Below are 16,340 nucleotides of genomic sequence, written 5' to 3'. Positions count from 1 at the left end.
TTCCTGATCAATGTCCCAGGACCTGGCCCAGGAATGTCTTTGTCCGCTCGCTACTGGGGTTGTCGAAAAACTCACCCGGTGGAGCCTGTTCGATGATCTCCCCGTCGGCCATGAAGATCACCCGATCTGCCACCTGCCGCGCAAAGCCCATTTCATGCGTCACGCAAACCATGGTCATGCCTTCTTCGGCAAGTCCAACCATCACGTCCAGCACCTCGGAAATCATTTCGGGATCCAGCGCCGATGTCGGTTCGTCGAACAGCATGATCTCGGGGGCCATGCACAACGCGCGCGCGATGGCCACGCGTTGTTGCTGACCGCCTGACAACTCGCCGGGGTATTTGTGGGCCTGCTCGGGGATCTTGACCCGCTCAAGGTAGGACATGGCGATCGCCTCAGCCTCTTCGCGGGTCTGTTTCCGCACGAGCCTTGGAGCCAATGTGCAGTTCTCAAGTATGGTCATGTGGGGGAACAGATTGAAATTCTGAAACACCATCCCGGCCTCGCGGCGGATTTCGTCGATATTGTCGACATTGTCGTCCAGCGGAATGCCGTTTACAGCGATAGTGCCGGCTTGGTGTTCCTCCAACCGGTTGATGCAACGGATCAGTGTCGATTTGCCGGACCCGGAGGGGCCGCAAATCACCACTTTCTCACCGTGGGCCACGTCAAGGTCGATGTCCTTGAGCGCATGGAATCCCCCATAATACTTGTTCATCGACCGGATTGAGATGGCTTGGTCAGACATGTGCATTTCTCCTTAACGGCTGCCAACGCTCATGCGGCGTTCCAGGTAGGCGCCGTAGCGGGACAGTGAGAAAACGAAGACAAAGAAGAGAAGCCCGACGAAAACGTACATTTCGATCGTCGCAAAGCTCCAGTCGGCAGTACCCGCCGCAGCACGGCCCGAGGCGAGGATGTCAAAGAAACCGATGATGGTGACCAACGAGGTTTCCTTGAACGTGATGACGAACTGGTTGATTGTCGGTGGCAAGGCATTTCGGAACGCTTGCGGCAGTACGATGTAGCCGATCCGGTGCCAATACCCCATGCCTAGGGCTTTGGCTGCCTCTTCCTGGCCGACCGGGATGGCCTGCATCCCGCCGCGAATGATCTCGGCCTGATAGCAGGCAAAGAAGATCGCGTAGCCGACGATCACACGGTAGAGCTTGTCACCGATTGCCCAGTCCGGCAGCACAAAGGGAAGGACAATGGCAAAGGTGAACATGATCGACAACAGCGGCAGCGACCGGATGACGTCTATCAACAGCGCCATGGTTCTGGCGATCCACGGCAATTCGGACCTGCGGAGCAGCGCAAACAGGATCGACAATGGCATACCCAGCAAGCAGACGGCCGCAAAGATAAACACCGTCAGGGAAAGCCCGCCCCAGTCGCGTTCGACCACGGTGGTTAGGCCAAAGAACCCACCGCGCATCAGGATGTAGAACGTCACGAACCCAACCACCCAGAGCAGCGGCAAACGCTTGGCGCTCCAGAATACCGGGACACAGGACAGGACTGCGACGATCAGCATCACGATGCAGGCCAATGCGGAACGCCACTGCTCCTCGAAGGGGTAAAGGCCGAACAGGACGATGCGCCAGCGGGTCGCGACAAAGGACCAGCATGCCCCGTGCTCATGGGCGCGGCATTCCTCATTCTTGCCGTAGCCCCAGATCGCATCAAGGAAGGCCCAGTTGAACAGGCTCCACAAAACCCAGGCTGTGAACGCGGCCAGCAGGACGGTGATCGTACTGTTCAGCGGGGTCGCGAAATAGTGCTTCTTGATCTTGCTGAGGGCAGGGGCGCTCTGAATTGCCAGATCGGTCATCGCTCAGATCCTCAGCTGCGTGCCCTTGAGTTTGATCGCGTCGTTCACGCGGTTCAGAACCCAGGCCATGGAGTAGTTAATGATCAGGAAGCCACCCATCAGGATCGCGATCAGTTCCAGTGTCTGACCCGACTGGTTGATTGCCGTGCTGATCACCATGAAGAAGTCGGTAAAGCTGATGGCGATGCCAATCGTGGTTGCCTTGAACAGCCACACATACTGGTTGATGAGCGTTGGCATGACGATACGGATGGCCAGCGGCAGACGAATGCGGCTGAAAATATACCAGGGCGACAGGCCAAGTGCACGCGCGGCCTCGGACTGACCCTTGGGGATGGCATTGAAGCCTGCGCGCACGATCTCGGCAATATAGGCGGCACCGTAGATCGCGATGGCAATGAGACAAGCCATCAGCTCTGGTGAGATACGGATGCCTCCCCGATAGTTCAGCCCGGCTGCTTCTGGCACGCTGACCAGTTGTGTCTCGGGAATGCGACCAATCCACATCGCGATGATGGCAGCCAGTACGGCAAGCGCCCAGAGAAGCTTTCGTTCCCGGCTGGTGCGCTGCAAATGTATGTCCGGCCAGCGCCTTGCGCCCAGCCACAAGGCCAGGGCAAATGCCGCAACCATGATCAGGACCGCCACAAAAACCGAAGCGCCGGTGACGTTGATGCCGGGGATATAGATGCCGCGTCCTGTCAAGGCGATCCCGCCCAGAACAGGCTCGGCATTGCGCGGGCTGGGCAGACCCAACAACAGAGTATACCAGAACAAAAGCTGCAGGATCAGGGGGGCGTTGCGAAACAGCTCGACAAAGGTGGTGCCGACCAATTCAGCCATTCCGTTGCCCGAGGTGCGCATCACGCCCACCGCAACACCGATGATCGTCGCGATCGGCAGGGCGATGGCGCCAAGAAACAGCGAATTGAGGATCCCGACCAGAATTGCGCGGGCATAGGTGGAGTTGGTGCTGTAATCGATCAGCGAGAAACTGATGCGCCAGCCTGTGGCGCGTTCAAGGAACCCAAGTCCAGAAGTCATTCCTTGCGCTTCAAGATTGGCACGACCGACCAGCACCATGATAATCACCATCGCCGCGATCCCGCCAACAAAGGCGAATTGCAATCCGGCCTCCCTGACCCGTCTGCTTTTGATGAGCGACTGCATCAGCTTCTCCACAGCATTGGTTCAGAACCGGGCGCGATCAAAGGATCACGCCCGTTCGGCATCGACAATTCAGTCGATGATCATCGGATAAAAGACACCGCCGGCATTGTAGAGATTGTTGATCCCACGCGGCAGATTGTAGGGAGATCCAGATCCGATGTTGCGATCGTAGATTTCGGCGAAGTTTCCGACCTCTTTGATCATGTTGTAGGCCCAGTCATCCGGCAGACCGAGGCGCGCGCCATAGCCCGGGTTCACACCCAGAAACGTTCCAACGGTGGATGACGGCGGATTGGCCTTTATCTCGTCAACATTTTCCGATGTGATGCCTTCCATTTCAGCGAACCACAGCGAGGACAGCATCCAGTTCTGCACATCCAGCCAGTCCGGGTCGCCTTCGGGGACAATGATGCCTTCCGCTTCAAGTGCGATGACGTCGGGCAGAATGACATGCGCATCCGCGCCATCAGGTGCATCGACACGTCCTGCGGCGAGGCTGGGCGCCCATTCGACAAGGCCATCACACCGGCCCTCATAATAGGAATTGCGTAGCTCATCGCCGTTTTCAAAGGTCAGCATCTCGGCATCGATCTGATGCGTATCGAGATAGGTTGCCGTCGCCCGTTCCGTCGAGGTCCCGGCGGCAACACAGATCGTGCCACCCGCCAGATCCGCCAAGGCTTCAGCGCCGAGATCTGTGCGCGTCATGGCCTGGAAGGCGCCGATGAAATATGGTCGGCTATAGGCGAGGTTCAATTCGGTATCCCGGCTCTGGGTCCAGCCGGACACCTTGATCACGACGTCGATATCGCCGGACTGGAGTGAGGGCCAACGCTGTGCCCAGCTGATCGGCACGATCTCCAAATTGCCTTCGGACGAACCGAACAGGCCGGCAGCAAGCGCCTTGCAAAGATCGATGTCCACACCCTGCCAGTTACCCTGATCGTCGACCTCGGCAAAGCCTAGGAAAGAGCCATTGTGCCCACTGCACAGAAGCGAGCCGCGTTCCTGGACGGTGTTCAGGCGGCTGCCTTCCGCTACCTGAGCATGTGCCATCTGAGCAGCCGCAACGAAAGCCATTGATGCTGACGCAATTGTCTTGGCGATTTTCATTTGTTCCTCCCTGTGTCGACATTTTGTCTGCAAGATTTTTGTCGACACCGTATCGACATGTCAATAAAAACTTGGATAAGCTCGGGCTTTCGTCGCCGAGCCTTGTGTCGAGGAATGAGAAACATGGTTGAATCACAGCGACTTCAGCAAAAGCATGCCAAGGGTCGCGGTGCGAGGTTTGTCTATGACGAACTTAAGCGAGAGATTCTGACACTTGCCCTCAAACCGGGATCTCCGCTGGACGAGACTAGCCTGTCCGGTCGATTCGCAATGTCGCGCTCACCAGTGCGCGAGGCCCTTGTCCGGTTGTCCGCCGAAGGTCTTGTCGTCATGCTGTCGAACCGCTCGACACTTGTTGCACCGATCGATTTTGCGGGCTTCCCCCGATATGTTGAGGCGCTGGACTTTCTGCAGCGGATCAATACACGCCTTGCGGCGCAAAACCGGACTGACGGCGAGATTCAAACGATGTCCAGGATGGCCAATGCCTTTGACAACGCCTGCAGTGAAAATGATTATCTTGCCATGTCGGCGACCAATTATGATTTTCACATGGCAATCGCTGCCGCCGGCAGAAACCCATACCTTGAGCGTGCCTACGGTCAACTTCTTGCCGAAGGACGCCGCATCCTGCACATGCATTTTGAGTATCTGGCGGCCTCGGCGACCGAACACCTCCTGAGCCCCGACCACTACGATATGATCGATGCCATTCGCGCACGGGATGTGTTGACGGCCGATAAGCTTGCTCACAACCATACAAGGCATTTCCATGACCGGTTCGTGAGGTTCATGAGTGCCAATTACAGTGAGGATTTCGACTTCGATCTGTCAACGCGCGAAAGGGCAATCAATACAGACACCTGAAAAGGTTGGATCGCAAGTTTCAGGCAGCGTTGGGTGCGTCTAATATTTCTCGACCGTCAACGGTGATATGCTCTGACCGGCAGGGCAGTGAATCGCAATGTTACGAAAGGAAACGAAGTAATCGTCCTGCAATGTGCCGAAAATTAATTCGCCGATTCTGTCGGCATCAGCCGATAGTGACTAAGTATGTGAATCGTTGCGAATGGATCTCACTCGGCTGCATCAGGGATATTTGTATCGGGGTAAATACCTTTCACACGATCTTTCTTCGGATCAAAATGCGGAAAGGCTACGATCCTGGCTTTTAGCCGTTTTTGCTGACCATCCAGCTGGCCAACCTCTATTTCTGCACCCAAATCGGCATGCTTGGTGGCCACTCGACCCAATGCAATGACCTTGCCCAAAGTTGGCGACTTCATCGCGCTGGTCACTTCACCTACTTGAGCCTTGCCGACGCGGATGCAATCGCCGGGGGATGGTACCGTCCCACCCTCTATCTCAAAGCCGACCAGTTTGCGGTGCGGATGCGCCTTGCGTTCTTCAATTGCTTCACGGCCAATGAAATCATCGGTTTTTGATTTCAGCGGAACTGTGAAGCCAATGCCGGCCTCATAGGGATCAGTCTGATCATCGAATTCGGACCCGGCAAAGATCAATCCGCCTTCGATCCGCAGCATGTCGAGCGCCGCCAGTCCCAGCGGCGCAATGCCGTAATCCTCTCCGACCTCCCACACCCGGTCAAATATCTCGACCGCATCCTTGGGATGGCAGAATATCTCATAGCCCAATTCGCCCGAATACCCGGTCCGAGAAATCACCACCGACGTGCCCCGCACATCGCCAACCCGAGCGACAGACAGCCGAAACCAAGGCAGTTCCTCGATGGTTGGCTGTTGTGGCGGCGTCCAGAAGATGCGGCTGAGGATCTCGCGGCTGTAGCGGCCCTGAACCGCGATGTTATGCAGCTGATCGGTCGAGTTGCGCACCCAGACATTCATGTTGCGCTTGTGGGCCTGCTCTTGCAGCCACAATCCGCTGTTGTCATTACCGCCGATCCAGCGGAAGTTCGTCTCACCCAGTCGGTAGACGGTGCCGTCATCAATCATGCCGCCATGCTCGTAGCACATGGCCGTATAGACCACCTGTCCGACGCTCAGCTTCTTCATGTTGCGGGTCACGCAGAGCTGCATCAACTCTTCGGCGTCCGGGCCAACGACCTCATATTTGCGCAAGGGGCTGAGATCCATGACAGCGACCTTGTCCCGGCACGCCCAATACTCGGCGATTGCGCCGTGATTGGTCATCGTGTTGGGCAGCCAATAGCCGTTATATTCGATGAAATCACGGGTATGCCGTGCAAAGCAGTCGTGAAACGCTGTTTTCTTGGTGTCTTCCACATCCGCCTCCGCAGATTTTCTATATCCGTACGACCGTTTGAAGTCTTCGGTCGCCTTGTAGGTGCGCACTTGAATGTCGGTCGGGTTCCAGCCATTGGCCGGATCGACATCACAGGGGCAGCCGGTGCTGACACAGACCAGATCGGTCAGCGCGCGGAGTAGGACGAAATCGCCGGGGCGCGACCACGGGTCGTCCATCGAAATCGCATTGGTGTCATCCAGCATGGTGTTGAAGAAGAAGTTGATCGCGTGCCAGCCGCCACGGGGTCTGATGCCGTACTGCCCAAGATCCTTGTTGATATTGTCCGAGCAGTTCACATGGCCGGGATAGCCCAGATCTTCATAATATCGCGCCGTGCAGGCCAGGCCGAACGTGTCATGCCGCCCGCAAGTATCCTGCACGATCTCGATCAGCGGCTCCTGATCCACCGACCAATATTTCGAAAAGATACCCGGCTGCGGATAGAGGCTGCCCATCAGGCTGCGTGTGGTGGTCGGATCAATCTCGCGTTCGATGCCCTGATCCAGAGCGCGGCGGCTGAAGGCCTGAAAATCCGAACACTCGCGGCCCTTGATGTCGAGGATCTGAATGAACTCTCCAGCCTTCACCTCATAAGAATGGGCGTTGCCGGGATGGATATTGATGTCATGTAGCGGGTCGGCCAGTGGGTCCGGCGGACCGATATCGGGCTTTTGCAATCCGGGTGCGGCGCGCTGGACATAAAGGATGATCTCGGTCGGCGGGTTTTGCTCTTCGGGACGCATCGCCTCGCCGGGTGCCGCCACGATCAGCAAGCCATCGCTTTCGGCCACGAAATGCGCCATGTCGCCGGGCCGCGATCCATCGCTGAACGCCTGCACCGCATCGCCTTGCACGATATCGAAGCCAGCAACCTCCAAAGCGCGCAGCACCTTGCAGCCCGAAGGCGCGCCGTTTGCCAGTGTCGCGATTACCCCATCGGGACGGCCATTGCCCTGCGTCCCCAACATCGCTGCATCAGAACTGCGGTCAGGCGCAAAGAAAACCATCTCGGCTGGTTGCATGCCATCGCGGTCCAGCAGAGTGATCGTGTCGCCCTTGGTGATCTGTACCGCCCGCGACCCGGCACCGGGCACCGGGTGGCGTTCGGTGCCATGCGGCAGGATCGGCAGGCCCGGGGCCAGCACTCCGCGACGCTCAAAGGGCGCTTCAAATTGAGGTTTTACGTTCACAATGCGCTTTCCTGAATGGATTGGGTTGCGCCGCGGTGGGTGACCACCAAAAGACATCCCGCCTCTGTGCTGGAGCAATGGGCGGACCCCGCAGCAAGGCTGACAAAATCACCACAGCGATATGAAAATCCGTCGTGATCGGTCAGATTGCCTTCGAGCACAAAGAACTCTTCCGGGCCGTTGTGGATATGGGGATTTGACCGAGCGCCCGGCGCCATTTTCATCAGATAGCTGCCATGCCCGGTTTTCTCGTCAAAGCTGATATTTTTCCACCAGACCTGTTCATTGGGCAGACCGTCCATCTGCATCCTGACAAATCCCTTGTCGTCGAAACGGGTCACAATGCGCTCGCCTTGCTGCAATGCCATGTTACTCTAGCCCCAGTTTCTTTTTGCGCTCTTCCGTCCAGCTGCTGATCGCCATGTCAAAGGTCAGTGCCATCAGTGACACGTTCATGCCCAGAACAAAGTTCTTGCCCAACTCGGTCCCGGCCAGCGTGCGCTGCAGCTCCTGACCAAGATCCTGCGTGCCGATAAAGGCCGCGATGATCACCATGAAGAAGGCAAACATGATCGCCTGGTTGAATCCGACCGCCATCGTCGGTAGGGCCAGCGGAAACTGAACCGACATCAGCTTTTGCCTTCGGGTTGAGCCCGACATGTCTGCCGCTTCTGTCATCTCGGGCGGCACGTTGCTGAGCCCGATGATCGTGTAGCGGATCAGCGGCACGGCGGCGAAGATCAGGATCGAGAAGACCACCGCCACATCGTTCACCCCAAACAGCATGATCGCCGGGATCAGGTAGATGAAGCTGGGGAAAGTTTGTGCCGTGTCGCAGGCCAGCAGGATGCTCTTGGACCACCGCGCCGACCGGGCTGCGACGACACCCAGAGGGATGCCGATCAGCGTGGCGAGTGCCACTGCCGAGATCACGGTATAGAGCGTGATCACCGACCGGTCCCACCAGCCCGAAAAGGCGACGATTGTGAAAAATATCGCGGCATAGATGCCCGATCGGCGCCCACCCACCCAATAAGCGAAAGAGACCACCAGCAGAATGAAGGCCGGCGTCGGGATGGCCAGCAGCGTGTTGCGGAACGGGATCAGAACCTTGACATTCAGGAACCAGCGCAACCATTCGGTTGTGGACTTGATGACGTCGATGGCAAGGAACGATTTGATGATAGTGTCGATTTCCTTGCCCTGGCTCAAGTGTTGCTTTCGGCCAATCTCGGCCAGGATCGGGAAAAGCTGCGACAGCAGGATGAAGAACACAAACAGCCCCAGCGCGGACAGTGGCATCCTGTGCCGTTTCCACCAGGGGGTGCCGCGTTCGAAATGCACCGGCTGCTTGACAACCCAGGCCTTGGACATCCGGTCCAGCGTCACCGCCAGCAGCACGATGGTCACGCCAATCTCGAACGAGCGGCCCAGTTTGAAGCTGCCCATCATCGCCAGCAGTTTGGCGCCCAAACCGGGCATGCCGATGAAGGCGGTCAGAACCACCATGGCCAGACACAGCATGATCACCTGATTGACGCCAACTAGAATCTCGGTCCGGGCGGCAGGGAGGTAGACATGCCGCAGCATCTGCCACCGGGTGCAACCCGACATCTGCCCTGCCTCGATCACCTCGGGGCTGACCTTTTTCAGGCCCAGCGTGGTCATCAGGACCATCGGCGGGATCGCGAACGTGATCGTCGCAACCGCACCTGCTGTCGGGCCAACTTTGAAAAAGATCACCGCCGGTAGCAGATAGGTAAAAAAGGGCAGGGTTTGCAGAACCGCCAGCATCGGCTTCAGCACCCGTTCCACCCAACGGTATTTCCATGCGCCGATGCCCAGAACCAGCCCCAGCAAAAAGGCCAGTGGGGCGGCGACAGCAATGACCGACATGGTCTGCATGGCCATCTTCCACTGTCCGATCAGGGCGGTCCAGATAAAGGTGCCAGCACCCAGCAGAGCCAGACGCCAGCCTCCCACGGCATAGCCGACCACAGCGGCGACCGCGGCTACGGCTGACCAGGGGATCGGCCCCAGATTGGGCCAGCGGCGCTTGCCTTCCAGAAGGTTGGCCGAGGTATCCAGCAGGAATTCCAGCGGCCCTTCGGCGATGAAACGGGTCACATAGATCAGGCCCAGATCGTTCTGGATAAAGTCAAAGATGACGTCCAGCACCTGCGCGGTGGGCGGGATCGCTGCCTCGGGGATGCGATTCAGCCACGCGGGCAGAATGCCCGCCGCCTTTGCCAGGATCAGCGCCAACGCCGTGAGAAGCAGGGTTGCCAGAACCTTCACCCGCCCGGATGTCTTTTCTGACGTGCCTGGCAGATCAGTGGAAAGCGTCGCCATCAATCGGCTCCGAGCAGGACATTCAGCGCGGCGTCACGCTCCAGCACACCGGTCACTTTGCCCATGTCATCGGCCACAGGCAGCAGGATGCGCTTGTCATTGACCAGCACACGGGCCAGTTCATGAATGGTGGAACCACCATTGATGGGCGCGCCTTCCAGCGCATGCCTGTTGACCGGCTTGGCCAATCCGCGGGCATGGACCACACGGGCCTTGTCGATCTCTTCGGTGAATTTCGCGACATATTCGGTGGCCGGGTTCATGACGATCTTGTCCGGTGTGTCACATTGTTCAACTGCGCCGTTGCGCATGATGGCGATCCGATCGGCCAGCCTCAGCGCCTCGTCGAAATCGTGAGTGATAAAGACGATGGTCTTGCCCAACATTTCCTGCAGGCGCAGGAACTCATCCTGCATCTCGCGCCGGATCAGCGGGTCGAGCGCTGAGAACGGTTCGTCCAGAAACCAAATATCCGGCTCGATCGCCAGGGACCGGGCAATGCCCACGCGTTGCTGCTGGCCGCCGCTCAGTTCACGGGGGAAGTATTCTTCGCGGCCTTCCAAGCCGACGAGCTTGATGACCTCAAGCGCGCGTTCGCGGCGGTCGTGGCGGTCCTGTCCGCGCATTTCCAGCGGGAAGGCGATATTGTCTAAGACGGTGCGATGCGGCAGCAGACCAAAGGACTGGAACACCATGCCCATCTTGTTGCGGCGCAGCTCGATCAGGTCGCGCTCGCTCAGGCTCATGATGTCCTGACCTTCAACCTCGATGGTGCCGCCGGTAATGTCATGCAGGCGCGAGAAACAGCGCACCAGCGTGGATTTGCCCGAACCCGACAGCCCCATGATGACCAACATCTCGCCTTTGCTGACCTCAATCGAGACGTCCTTGACCCCGGCGATATAACCGTCTGCCCGAATCTCGTCGAAACTGCGCCCAGCAGGCAGTGATTGCAGGTAGCGCTGCGGCGATGGGCCGAAGAGCTTCCAGACATTTTTGGCTGAAATCACAGGCGCTGCGTCGGACATGGCTGCCTTCTTTCTTGTGGGGCGCGGCCCTGAGCCACTAGGGCAATCAAGGCCGCGCCTGTTTCAGTTTTCGTCAAGTCTCAGCTGTTGCAGGCACTGATCCAGGGATCGACAACGTCGCGGTTGGCATCCAGCCACTCTTCAGCGGCCTCTTCGGGTTCCAACTCATCGGTATCGACCAACTTGGCCATTTCCGCGATCTGCGGGTTGGTGAAGGAGATGTTAGCGAGCGCGCAATAGGCGGCCGGCCATTTGTCCTTCATGCCGTCCCATGCGGCCTTTTTCAGATAGCCCGACGCCGGGTTGCCGCAGTCATAGAGTGCGTCCGCGTTCGGCCCCTTGGCCGGGTCCTTGTCACAGCCATCTTCCCAGGCCGGGAACTCAACAAACTCGCCGGGCCAGACGGCTTCGGCAAAATTGGGCGTCCAGTTGAACACCAGAACCGGCTTCTTGTCCGCCTCGGCGGCGCCGATCTCAGCCCAGAGCGCTGCTGCGGAGCCCGCGTTGATCACGGTAAAGTTCAAATCCAGCGCCTCGGCGCGTTCCTTGCCGTGCTTCAGCCAGTCGACAGGGCCATCCAGATACCGGCCCTTGTCGCCGGTCTCAGCCGTGGCGAACAAATGGGCGCAATCATTGAGAGCTTGCCAATCGGGCAGGCCGGGGCAGGCGTCTTTGGTCCACATCGGGTACCACCAATCTTCGCGCGTAACCGCGTCATGATCGCCGGCATCATGCAGACCGCCCTTTTCCAGCGCCGTCCGGTAGGATGCACCAAACGCGCCTTCCCAGACTTCCATCTCGAGCGCGACATCTCCCAGTCGCACAGATTCATAAACCGCCTGGCTGTCGGTTGTAACATATTCGACGTTGTTGCCCATTTCTTCGAAGATCAGGCCAACGACGTTAGACATCACGATTTGACTGGACCAATTGTGGATCGGGATGACGATCGGGTCGCTGCTGTCCTCTGCAATCGCCCCGGTTCCCACTACGGCTGACAAGGTTGCAGCGGCAAGGAAGGTTGTAAGTTTCATGTTTTCTCCCTGAGTCACATTTGTTTTGTTCGCTTGGGGACTTTTCCGGTCCCGAATTTCAGCATTCTGCCCATAACTGCCTGCATTGCAGAACAGAGATTTGAGGGGCCTTGCCCATCAAATCTTGAGGCTAGCTCTGGTTTTCATTAAGTTAACAAACAGTTGCCCGTCAGGATACCTGACGATGCGGGTACAAAATTTTGATTGCATTCACGTCCAAATCAAGGTTCCGGCCGCCAATGCCTAAAAAACTGCCAGTCACAGGAAAAGTTCTGCCACCGCTGGACTATCTCCTGGCGTTCGAGGCTGCTGCCAAGGCGCAGAGCTTTGCTCAGGCGAGCAAGGTCATAAATATCTCTGAAACCGCGATCAGCCGAAAGGTACGCCTGCTGGAACAGCACTATGATGTGCCGTTGTTCGTGCGTGGGCACCGGTCGGTTACGCTGACGCAACAGGGGGCGATTCTGTTGACGACGGTCGAGCAATCGCTCGACCTGCTACGCGATGTCAGCCGCGACATGCTGGCCAAGCATCAGGCCAATTCGGTCACGCTGGCGGCCACCAATTCGGTGGCCTCCCTGTGGCTGATGCCGCAACTGCGCAAGTTCAACAAATCCAACGGGCGCCTCCGCATTTCGCTTGTCTCCTCGGACAGCGATGCCGAATGCCTGTCCGAGGCGATGGATCTGACGATCCTGCGTGGCGATGGGTCCTGGCCGGGCTACGAGGCACGGCTGCTGTTCGGTGAAACCGTGTTCCCGGTCTGCAGCCCGGAATACCTGAAACGAAATCCTGCGGCGGCTGACCTGGCAGCGCTACCGCAGTTCGACCTGATCGAAGTGACCAGCAGCCATGCCGAGTGGATGACATGGCGCAGTTGGTTGAACCAGAACGGCATCGCCGCCAGCCCGATGGAACGAGCGGTGGCCTTCAACACTTATCCGCTTTCCGTACAGGCGGCGGTCGATGGTCTGGGCATTGCTTTGGGATGGGCCCATCTTGTCGATCCGCTGCTCGAAACCGGGGCATTGGTGCGACCTGCGGGAGATGTTTCGGTTCGCACGCGGTCGGGATATTACTTGCTCAAGAACCCGACACAAAAGACCTTTCCGGAACAACGCATCGTTGAAGACTGGCTGCTGGGGCTTAGTGCGGGTCGCAAACGCTATGTCTGATTTTAGTGTCTTGAATGTCTCATGGCCGGTCCTTTCCGAGGTTTTCTCCTTCATCGCACGCAAATCACGCATTGACCACAAGGAATATTTATTTACTTTAAAGAAAATAATCGACGATTCTGTGTTCGTGCGAGCTGTCACTTTTCACCGGACATGGTCAGTCAAGGTATGCAGGGAGTCAGAGGTCCAATGAGCTACAAGTCCGATATTGAGATTGCCCGTGAGGCAACGAAGAAACCCATTCTGGAGATTGGCGAGAGGCTTGGAATTTCCAGCGATGATCTGCTGCCTTATGGCCATGACAAGGCGAAGGTGAGCCAGGATTTCATCAACTCGGTGCAAGGCCGCGAGGATGGCAAGCTGATCCTGGTGACGGCGATCAACCCGACGCCTGCGGGCGAGGGCAAGACGACCACCACCGTGGGTCTGGGCGACGGGTTGAACCGGATCGGCAAGAACGCGATGATCTGCATCCGTGAGGCCTCGCTGGGCCCGAACTTCGGTATGAAGGGCGGCGCTGCGGGTGGTGGTTATGCGCAGGTGGTTCCGATGGAGGAGATGAACCTGCATTTCACCGGTGATTTCCACGCCATCACCAGCGCGCACAGCCTGTTGTCTGCGATGATCGACAACCATATCTATTGGGGCAACGCCGCCGAGATCGACGTGCGCCGGGTGGCTTGGCGCCGCGTGGTTGACATGAACGACCGCGCCCTGCGCCAGATCACGGCGTCCCTGGGCGGTGTCAGCAACGGCTTCCCGCGCGAGACCGGGTTCGACATCACCGTGGCCTCGGAAGTGATGGCGATCCTGTGCCTTGCCAATGACCTGAAGGACCTGGAAAAGCGTTTGGGCGACATCATCGTGGCCTATCGCCGCGACAAGACCGCGGTTTACTGCCGCGACATCAAGGCCGAAGGCGCGATGACCGTGCTACTGAAGGACGCGATGCAGCCGAACCTGGTGCAGACGCTGGAAAACAACCCCGCCTTTGTGCATGGCGGCCCGTTCGCCAACATCGCCCATGGCTGCAACTCGGTGATCGCCACCAAGACCGCGCTGAAGGTCTGCGACTATGTGGTGACCGAAGCGGGGTTCGGGGCCGATCTGGGCGCCGAGAAGTTCATGAACATCAAGTGCCGCAAGGCGGGCATTGCGCCCTCGGCGGTGGTGCTGGTGGCCACGGTACGCGCGATGAAGATGAATGGCGGCGTGGCCAAGGCCGATCTGGGCGCGGAAAACGTGGATGCGGTCAAATCGGGCTGTGCCAACCTTGGCCGCCATATCGAGAACGTCAAATCCTTCGGCGTGCCGGTTGTGGTGGGGATCAACCACTTCGTCACCGACACCGAGGCGGAAGTGCAGGCGGTGAAAGACTACTGTGCCGAGCATGGGGTCGAGGCGGTGCTGTCGCGGCACTGGGAGCTGGGCTCGGAAGGCTCGGCGCCGCTGGCCGAAAAGGTGGTGGAAATTGTCGAGGGCGGCAGCGCGAACTTTGCGCCGATCTATCCCGACGAGATGCCGCTGTTCGAAAAGATCGAAACCATCGCCAAGCGGATCTACCGCGCCGATGAGGTTTTGGCCGACAACAAGATCCGCAACCAGCTGCGCGAATGGGAAGAGGCGGGCTATGGCAACCTGCCGGTCTGCATGGCCAAGACGCAGTATTCCTTCTCGACCGACCCCAGCTTGCGCGGCGCACCCACCGGCCATTCGGTTCCGGTGCGCGAGGTACGGCTCAGTGCCGGTGCCGGCTTTATCGTGGTGGTCTGCGGCGAGATCATGACGATGCCCGGTCTGCCGCGCACACCGGCGGCCGAAAGCATCAGACTTAACGACGCAGGCCAGATCGAGGGCTTGTTCTAAGCCGCCAAATAAGACATCCCGTGGCCCGGAAGACCGTTCCGGGCCGCAGGAGACTTTGATGCCCCCTCTGAAAGCGCCGCAGGACTGCGAGACGATGCAGGATGTGCGGGTCCAGATCGACAGGCTTGACCAGCATCTCGTGGAATTGCTGCGGACACGCGCGCGCTACATCGACCGCGCCTCGCAGCTGAAACCGGGCGAAGGTCTGCCCGCCCGTATCCCCGAGCGCGTCGAAGAGGTGGTCGCCAATGTCCGTGCCAGGGCAGGCGGGGCGGGGCTGGACCCCGATCTGGCCGAACGGCTCTGGCGCATCCTGATTGACTGGTCGATCACCCGCGAGGAGCAGGTGCTCGGCCCCGACTGAAACGCGCCAGAAAGCGGAGCACCGATGCGGGCAGCACTGATCGACGGCAAGGCCATTGGCGCCCGAATGCGGAGCGAGGTCGCGGCGGAGGCGGTCGAGCTTGCCGAGGCCGGATGGCACCCCCGGCTGGTCTCGGTCAGCGTCGGCGACACGGCGGCGGCGGCGCTTTACGTGCGCAACCAGCAGCGCAGCGCCGAAAGCGCCGGTGTGCAGTTCGAGGCCCGCACCTATCCGAGTGAAACCTCGCTGGAGCAACTGACCGGCATCCTGCAGGGGCTGAACGCCGATCCGCGGGTGAACGGGATCATCATCCAGCGCCCGCTGCCCGCGCATATCCCGGTGAAGGTGCTGCAGAAGGCGGTGCACCCGCTCAAGGATGTCGAGGGGATGCACCCGGCCTCGATCGGCAATATCGTCTATAACGATCTGGCGCTGGGGCCCTGCACGGCGGTGGCCGCGGTCGAGATCCTCAAGACCCTGCCGCTGAAGCTGGAAGGGCTGGACGTCACGGTGATCGGCCATTCCGAGATTGTCGGCAAGCCGATCGCCTTCCTGCTGATGGGGCTGGGCGCGACGGTGACCGTGTGTCATCACATGACCCGCTCGGTTGCGATGCACAGCCGCGCCGCGGATGCGGTCTTTGTGGCGGTGGGCAAGCCCGGCCTGGTGAGTGGTGAGATGCTCAAGCCCGGCGCGGCGCTGATCGATATCGGCATCAACCGGGTCGAGACGTCGGACGGGCCCAAAACCGTGGGCGATGCCGATTTTGACAGCTGCGCCGAGGTGGCGGGCTGGATCACCCCGGTGCCGGGGGGCGTGGGGCCGGTGACGGTTGCCACGCTGATGAAGAACGCCGTGTTTGCGACGCGAATGCAGATGAACCACTACCGGGACAGCTATGCCCGGACCGATATCTAGGAAGGAACTG

Annotated in this window: 14 protein-coding genes; 5 read left to right on the top strand and 9 right to left on the bottom strand. The window is 59.0% G+C overall.

Going from position 1 to position 16,340, the window contains the following annotated elements; all coding sequences use genetic code 11:
* Window positions 1-7: 7 nt before the first annotated feature.
* From AB1E33_RS06495 to AB1E33_RS06480, 4 genes are all read right to left on the bottom strand, one after another.
* Entirely contained in the window at window positions 8-754 is a 747-nt protein-coding gene (locus tag AB1E33_RS06495) for an amino acid ABC transporter ATP-binding protein (protein WP_372576438.1), read from the bottom strand.
* 6 nt (window positions 755-760) lie between these two features.
* Window positions 761-1,834: an amino acid ABC transporter permease gene (locus AB1E33_RS06490; RefSeq protein ID WP_372576437.1), complete on the bottom strand. Its 1,074-nt coding sequence runs from the start codon at window positions 1,832-1,834 to the stop codon at window positions 761-763.
* Window positions 1,835-1,837: 3 nt separating this feature from the next.
* Complete coding sequence (locus AB1E33_RS06485) at window positions 1,838-3,004, bottom strand: amino acid ABC transporter permease (protein WP_372576436.1); 1,167 nt, start codon at window positions 3,002-3,004, stop codon at window positions 1,838-1,840.
* A 69-nt stretch (window positions 3,005-3,073) separates the two neighbouring features.
* A complete protein-coding gene (locus AB1E33_RS06480) occupies window positions 3,074-4,117 on the bottom strand; it encodes a transporter substrate-binding domain-containing protein (RefSeq protein WP_372576435.1) in 1,044 nt (347 codons plus the stop codon).
* A 57-nt stretch (window positions 4,118-4,174) separates the two neighbouring features.
* On the opposite strand from AB1E33_RS06480, the gene AB1E33_RS06475 reads away from it, so the two are divergent.
* Window positions 4,175-4,984, top strand: coding sequence for a GntR family transcriptional regulator (locus AB1E33_RS06475; protein WP_372576434.1), 810 nt, complete (start codon window positions 4,175-4,177; stop codon window positions 4,982-4,984).
* A 209-nt stretch (window positions 4,985-5,193) separates the two neighbouring features.
* Here AB1E33_RS06475 and AB1E33_RS06470 read toward each other — a convergent pair whose 3' ends face one another.
* The 5 genes from AB1E33_RS06470 to AB1E33_RS06450 all read right to left on the bottom strand — a co-directional run bounded on the left by AB1E33_RS06470 (window position 5,194) and on the right by AB1E33_RS06450 (window position 12,007).
* Window positions 5,194-7,593, bottom strand: coding sequence for a trimethylamine N-oxide demethylase (locus AB1E33_RS06470; RefSeq protein ID WP_372576433.1), 2,400 nt, complete (start codon window positions 7,591-7,593; stop codon window positions 5,194-5,196).
* Window positions 7,590-7,961 carry a cupin domain-containing protein gene (locus tag AB1E33_RS06465; RefSeq protein WP_372576432.1) on the bottom strand — a complete coding sequence of 124 codons (372 nt, stop codon included), beginning with the start codon at window positions 7,959-7,961 and terminating at the stop codon, window positions 7,590-7,592. The genes AB1E33_RS06470 and AB1E33_RS06465 overlap by 4 nt, the downstream gene beginning before the upstream one ends.
* A gap of 1 nt (window position 7,962) precedes the next feature.
* Window positions 7,963-9,945, bottom strand: a complete 1,983-nt coding sequence (locus AB1E33_RS06460; protein ID WP_372576431.1) for an ABC transporter permease — start codon at window positions 9,943-9,945, stop codon at window positions 7,963-7,965.
* Window positions 9,945-10,973, bottom strand: a complete 1,029-nt coding sequence (locus tag AB1E33_RS06455) for a quaternary amine ABC transporter ATP-binding protein (RefSeq protein WP_372576430.1) — start codon at window positions 10,971-10,973, stop codon at window positions 9,945-9,947. Before AB1E33_RS06455 ends, AB1E33_RS06460 begins: the two co-directional genes overlap by 1 nt.
* Window positions 10,974-11,053: 80 nt before the next feature.
* Window positions 11,054-12,007: an ABC transporter substrate-binding protein gene (locus AB1E33_RS06450; RefSeq protein WP_372576429.1), complete on the bottom strand. Its 954-nt coding sequence runs from the start codon at window positions 12,005-12,007 to the stop codon at window positions 11,054-11,056.
* Between the two features lie 239 nt (window positions 12,008-12,246).
* Between AB1E33_RS06450 and AB1E33_RS06445 the strand changes: the two genes are divergently transcribed.
* The 4 genes from AB1E33_RS06445 (at window position 12,247) to AB1E33_RS06430 (ending at window position 16,330) form a co-directional block, all read left to right on the top strand.
* Window positions 12,247-13,182: a LysR substrate-binding domain-containing protein gene (locus AB1E33_RS06445; protein WP_372576428.1), complete on the top strand. Its 936-nt coding sequence runs from the start codon at window positions 12,247-12,249 to the stop codon at window positions 13,180-13,182.
* A gap of 189 nt (window positions 13,183-13,371) precedes the next feature.
* Window positions 13,372-15,048, top strand: a complete 1,677-nt coding sequence (locus AB1E33_RS06440) for a formate--tetrahydrofolate ligase (RefSeq protein WP_372576427.1) — start codon at window positions 13,372-13,374, stop codon at window positions 15,046-15,048.
* 58 nt (window positions 15,049-15,106) lie between these two features.
* Entirely contained in the window at window positions 15,107-15,412 is a 306-nt protein-coding gene (locus AB1E33_RS06435) for a chorismate mutase (protein WP_372576426.1), read from the top strand.
* Window positions 15,413-15,436: 24 nt separating this feature from the next.
* The gene (locus AB1E33_RS06430) at window positions 15,437-16,330 is read left to right on the top strand and encodes a bifunctional 5,10-methylenetetrahydrofolate dehydrogenase/5,10-methenyltetrahydrofolate cyclohydrolase (protein WP_372576425.1); all 894 of its coding nucleotides are present in this window, start codon (window positions 15,437-15,439) and stop codon (window positions 16,328-16,330) included.
* The last annotated feature ends 10 nt before the right edge of the window (window positions 16,331-16,340 follow it).

Origin of the sequence: Ruegeria hyattellae, from assembly GCF_041537925.1 — a bacterium.
Classification (GTDB): Bacteria; Pseudomonadota; Alphaproteobacteria; order Rhodobacterales; family Rhodobacteraceae; genus Ruegeria_C.
Note: the sequence above shows the minus strand (reverse complement) of the source record. Positions and strands in the feature narration are given on the sequence as shown.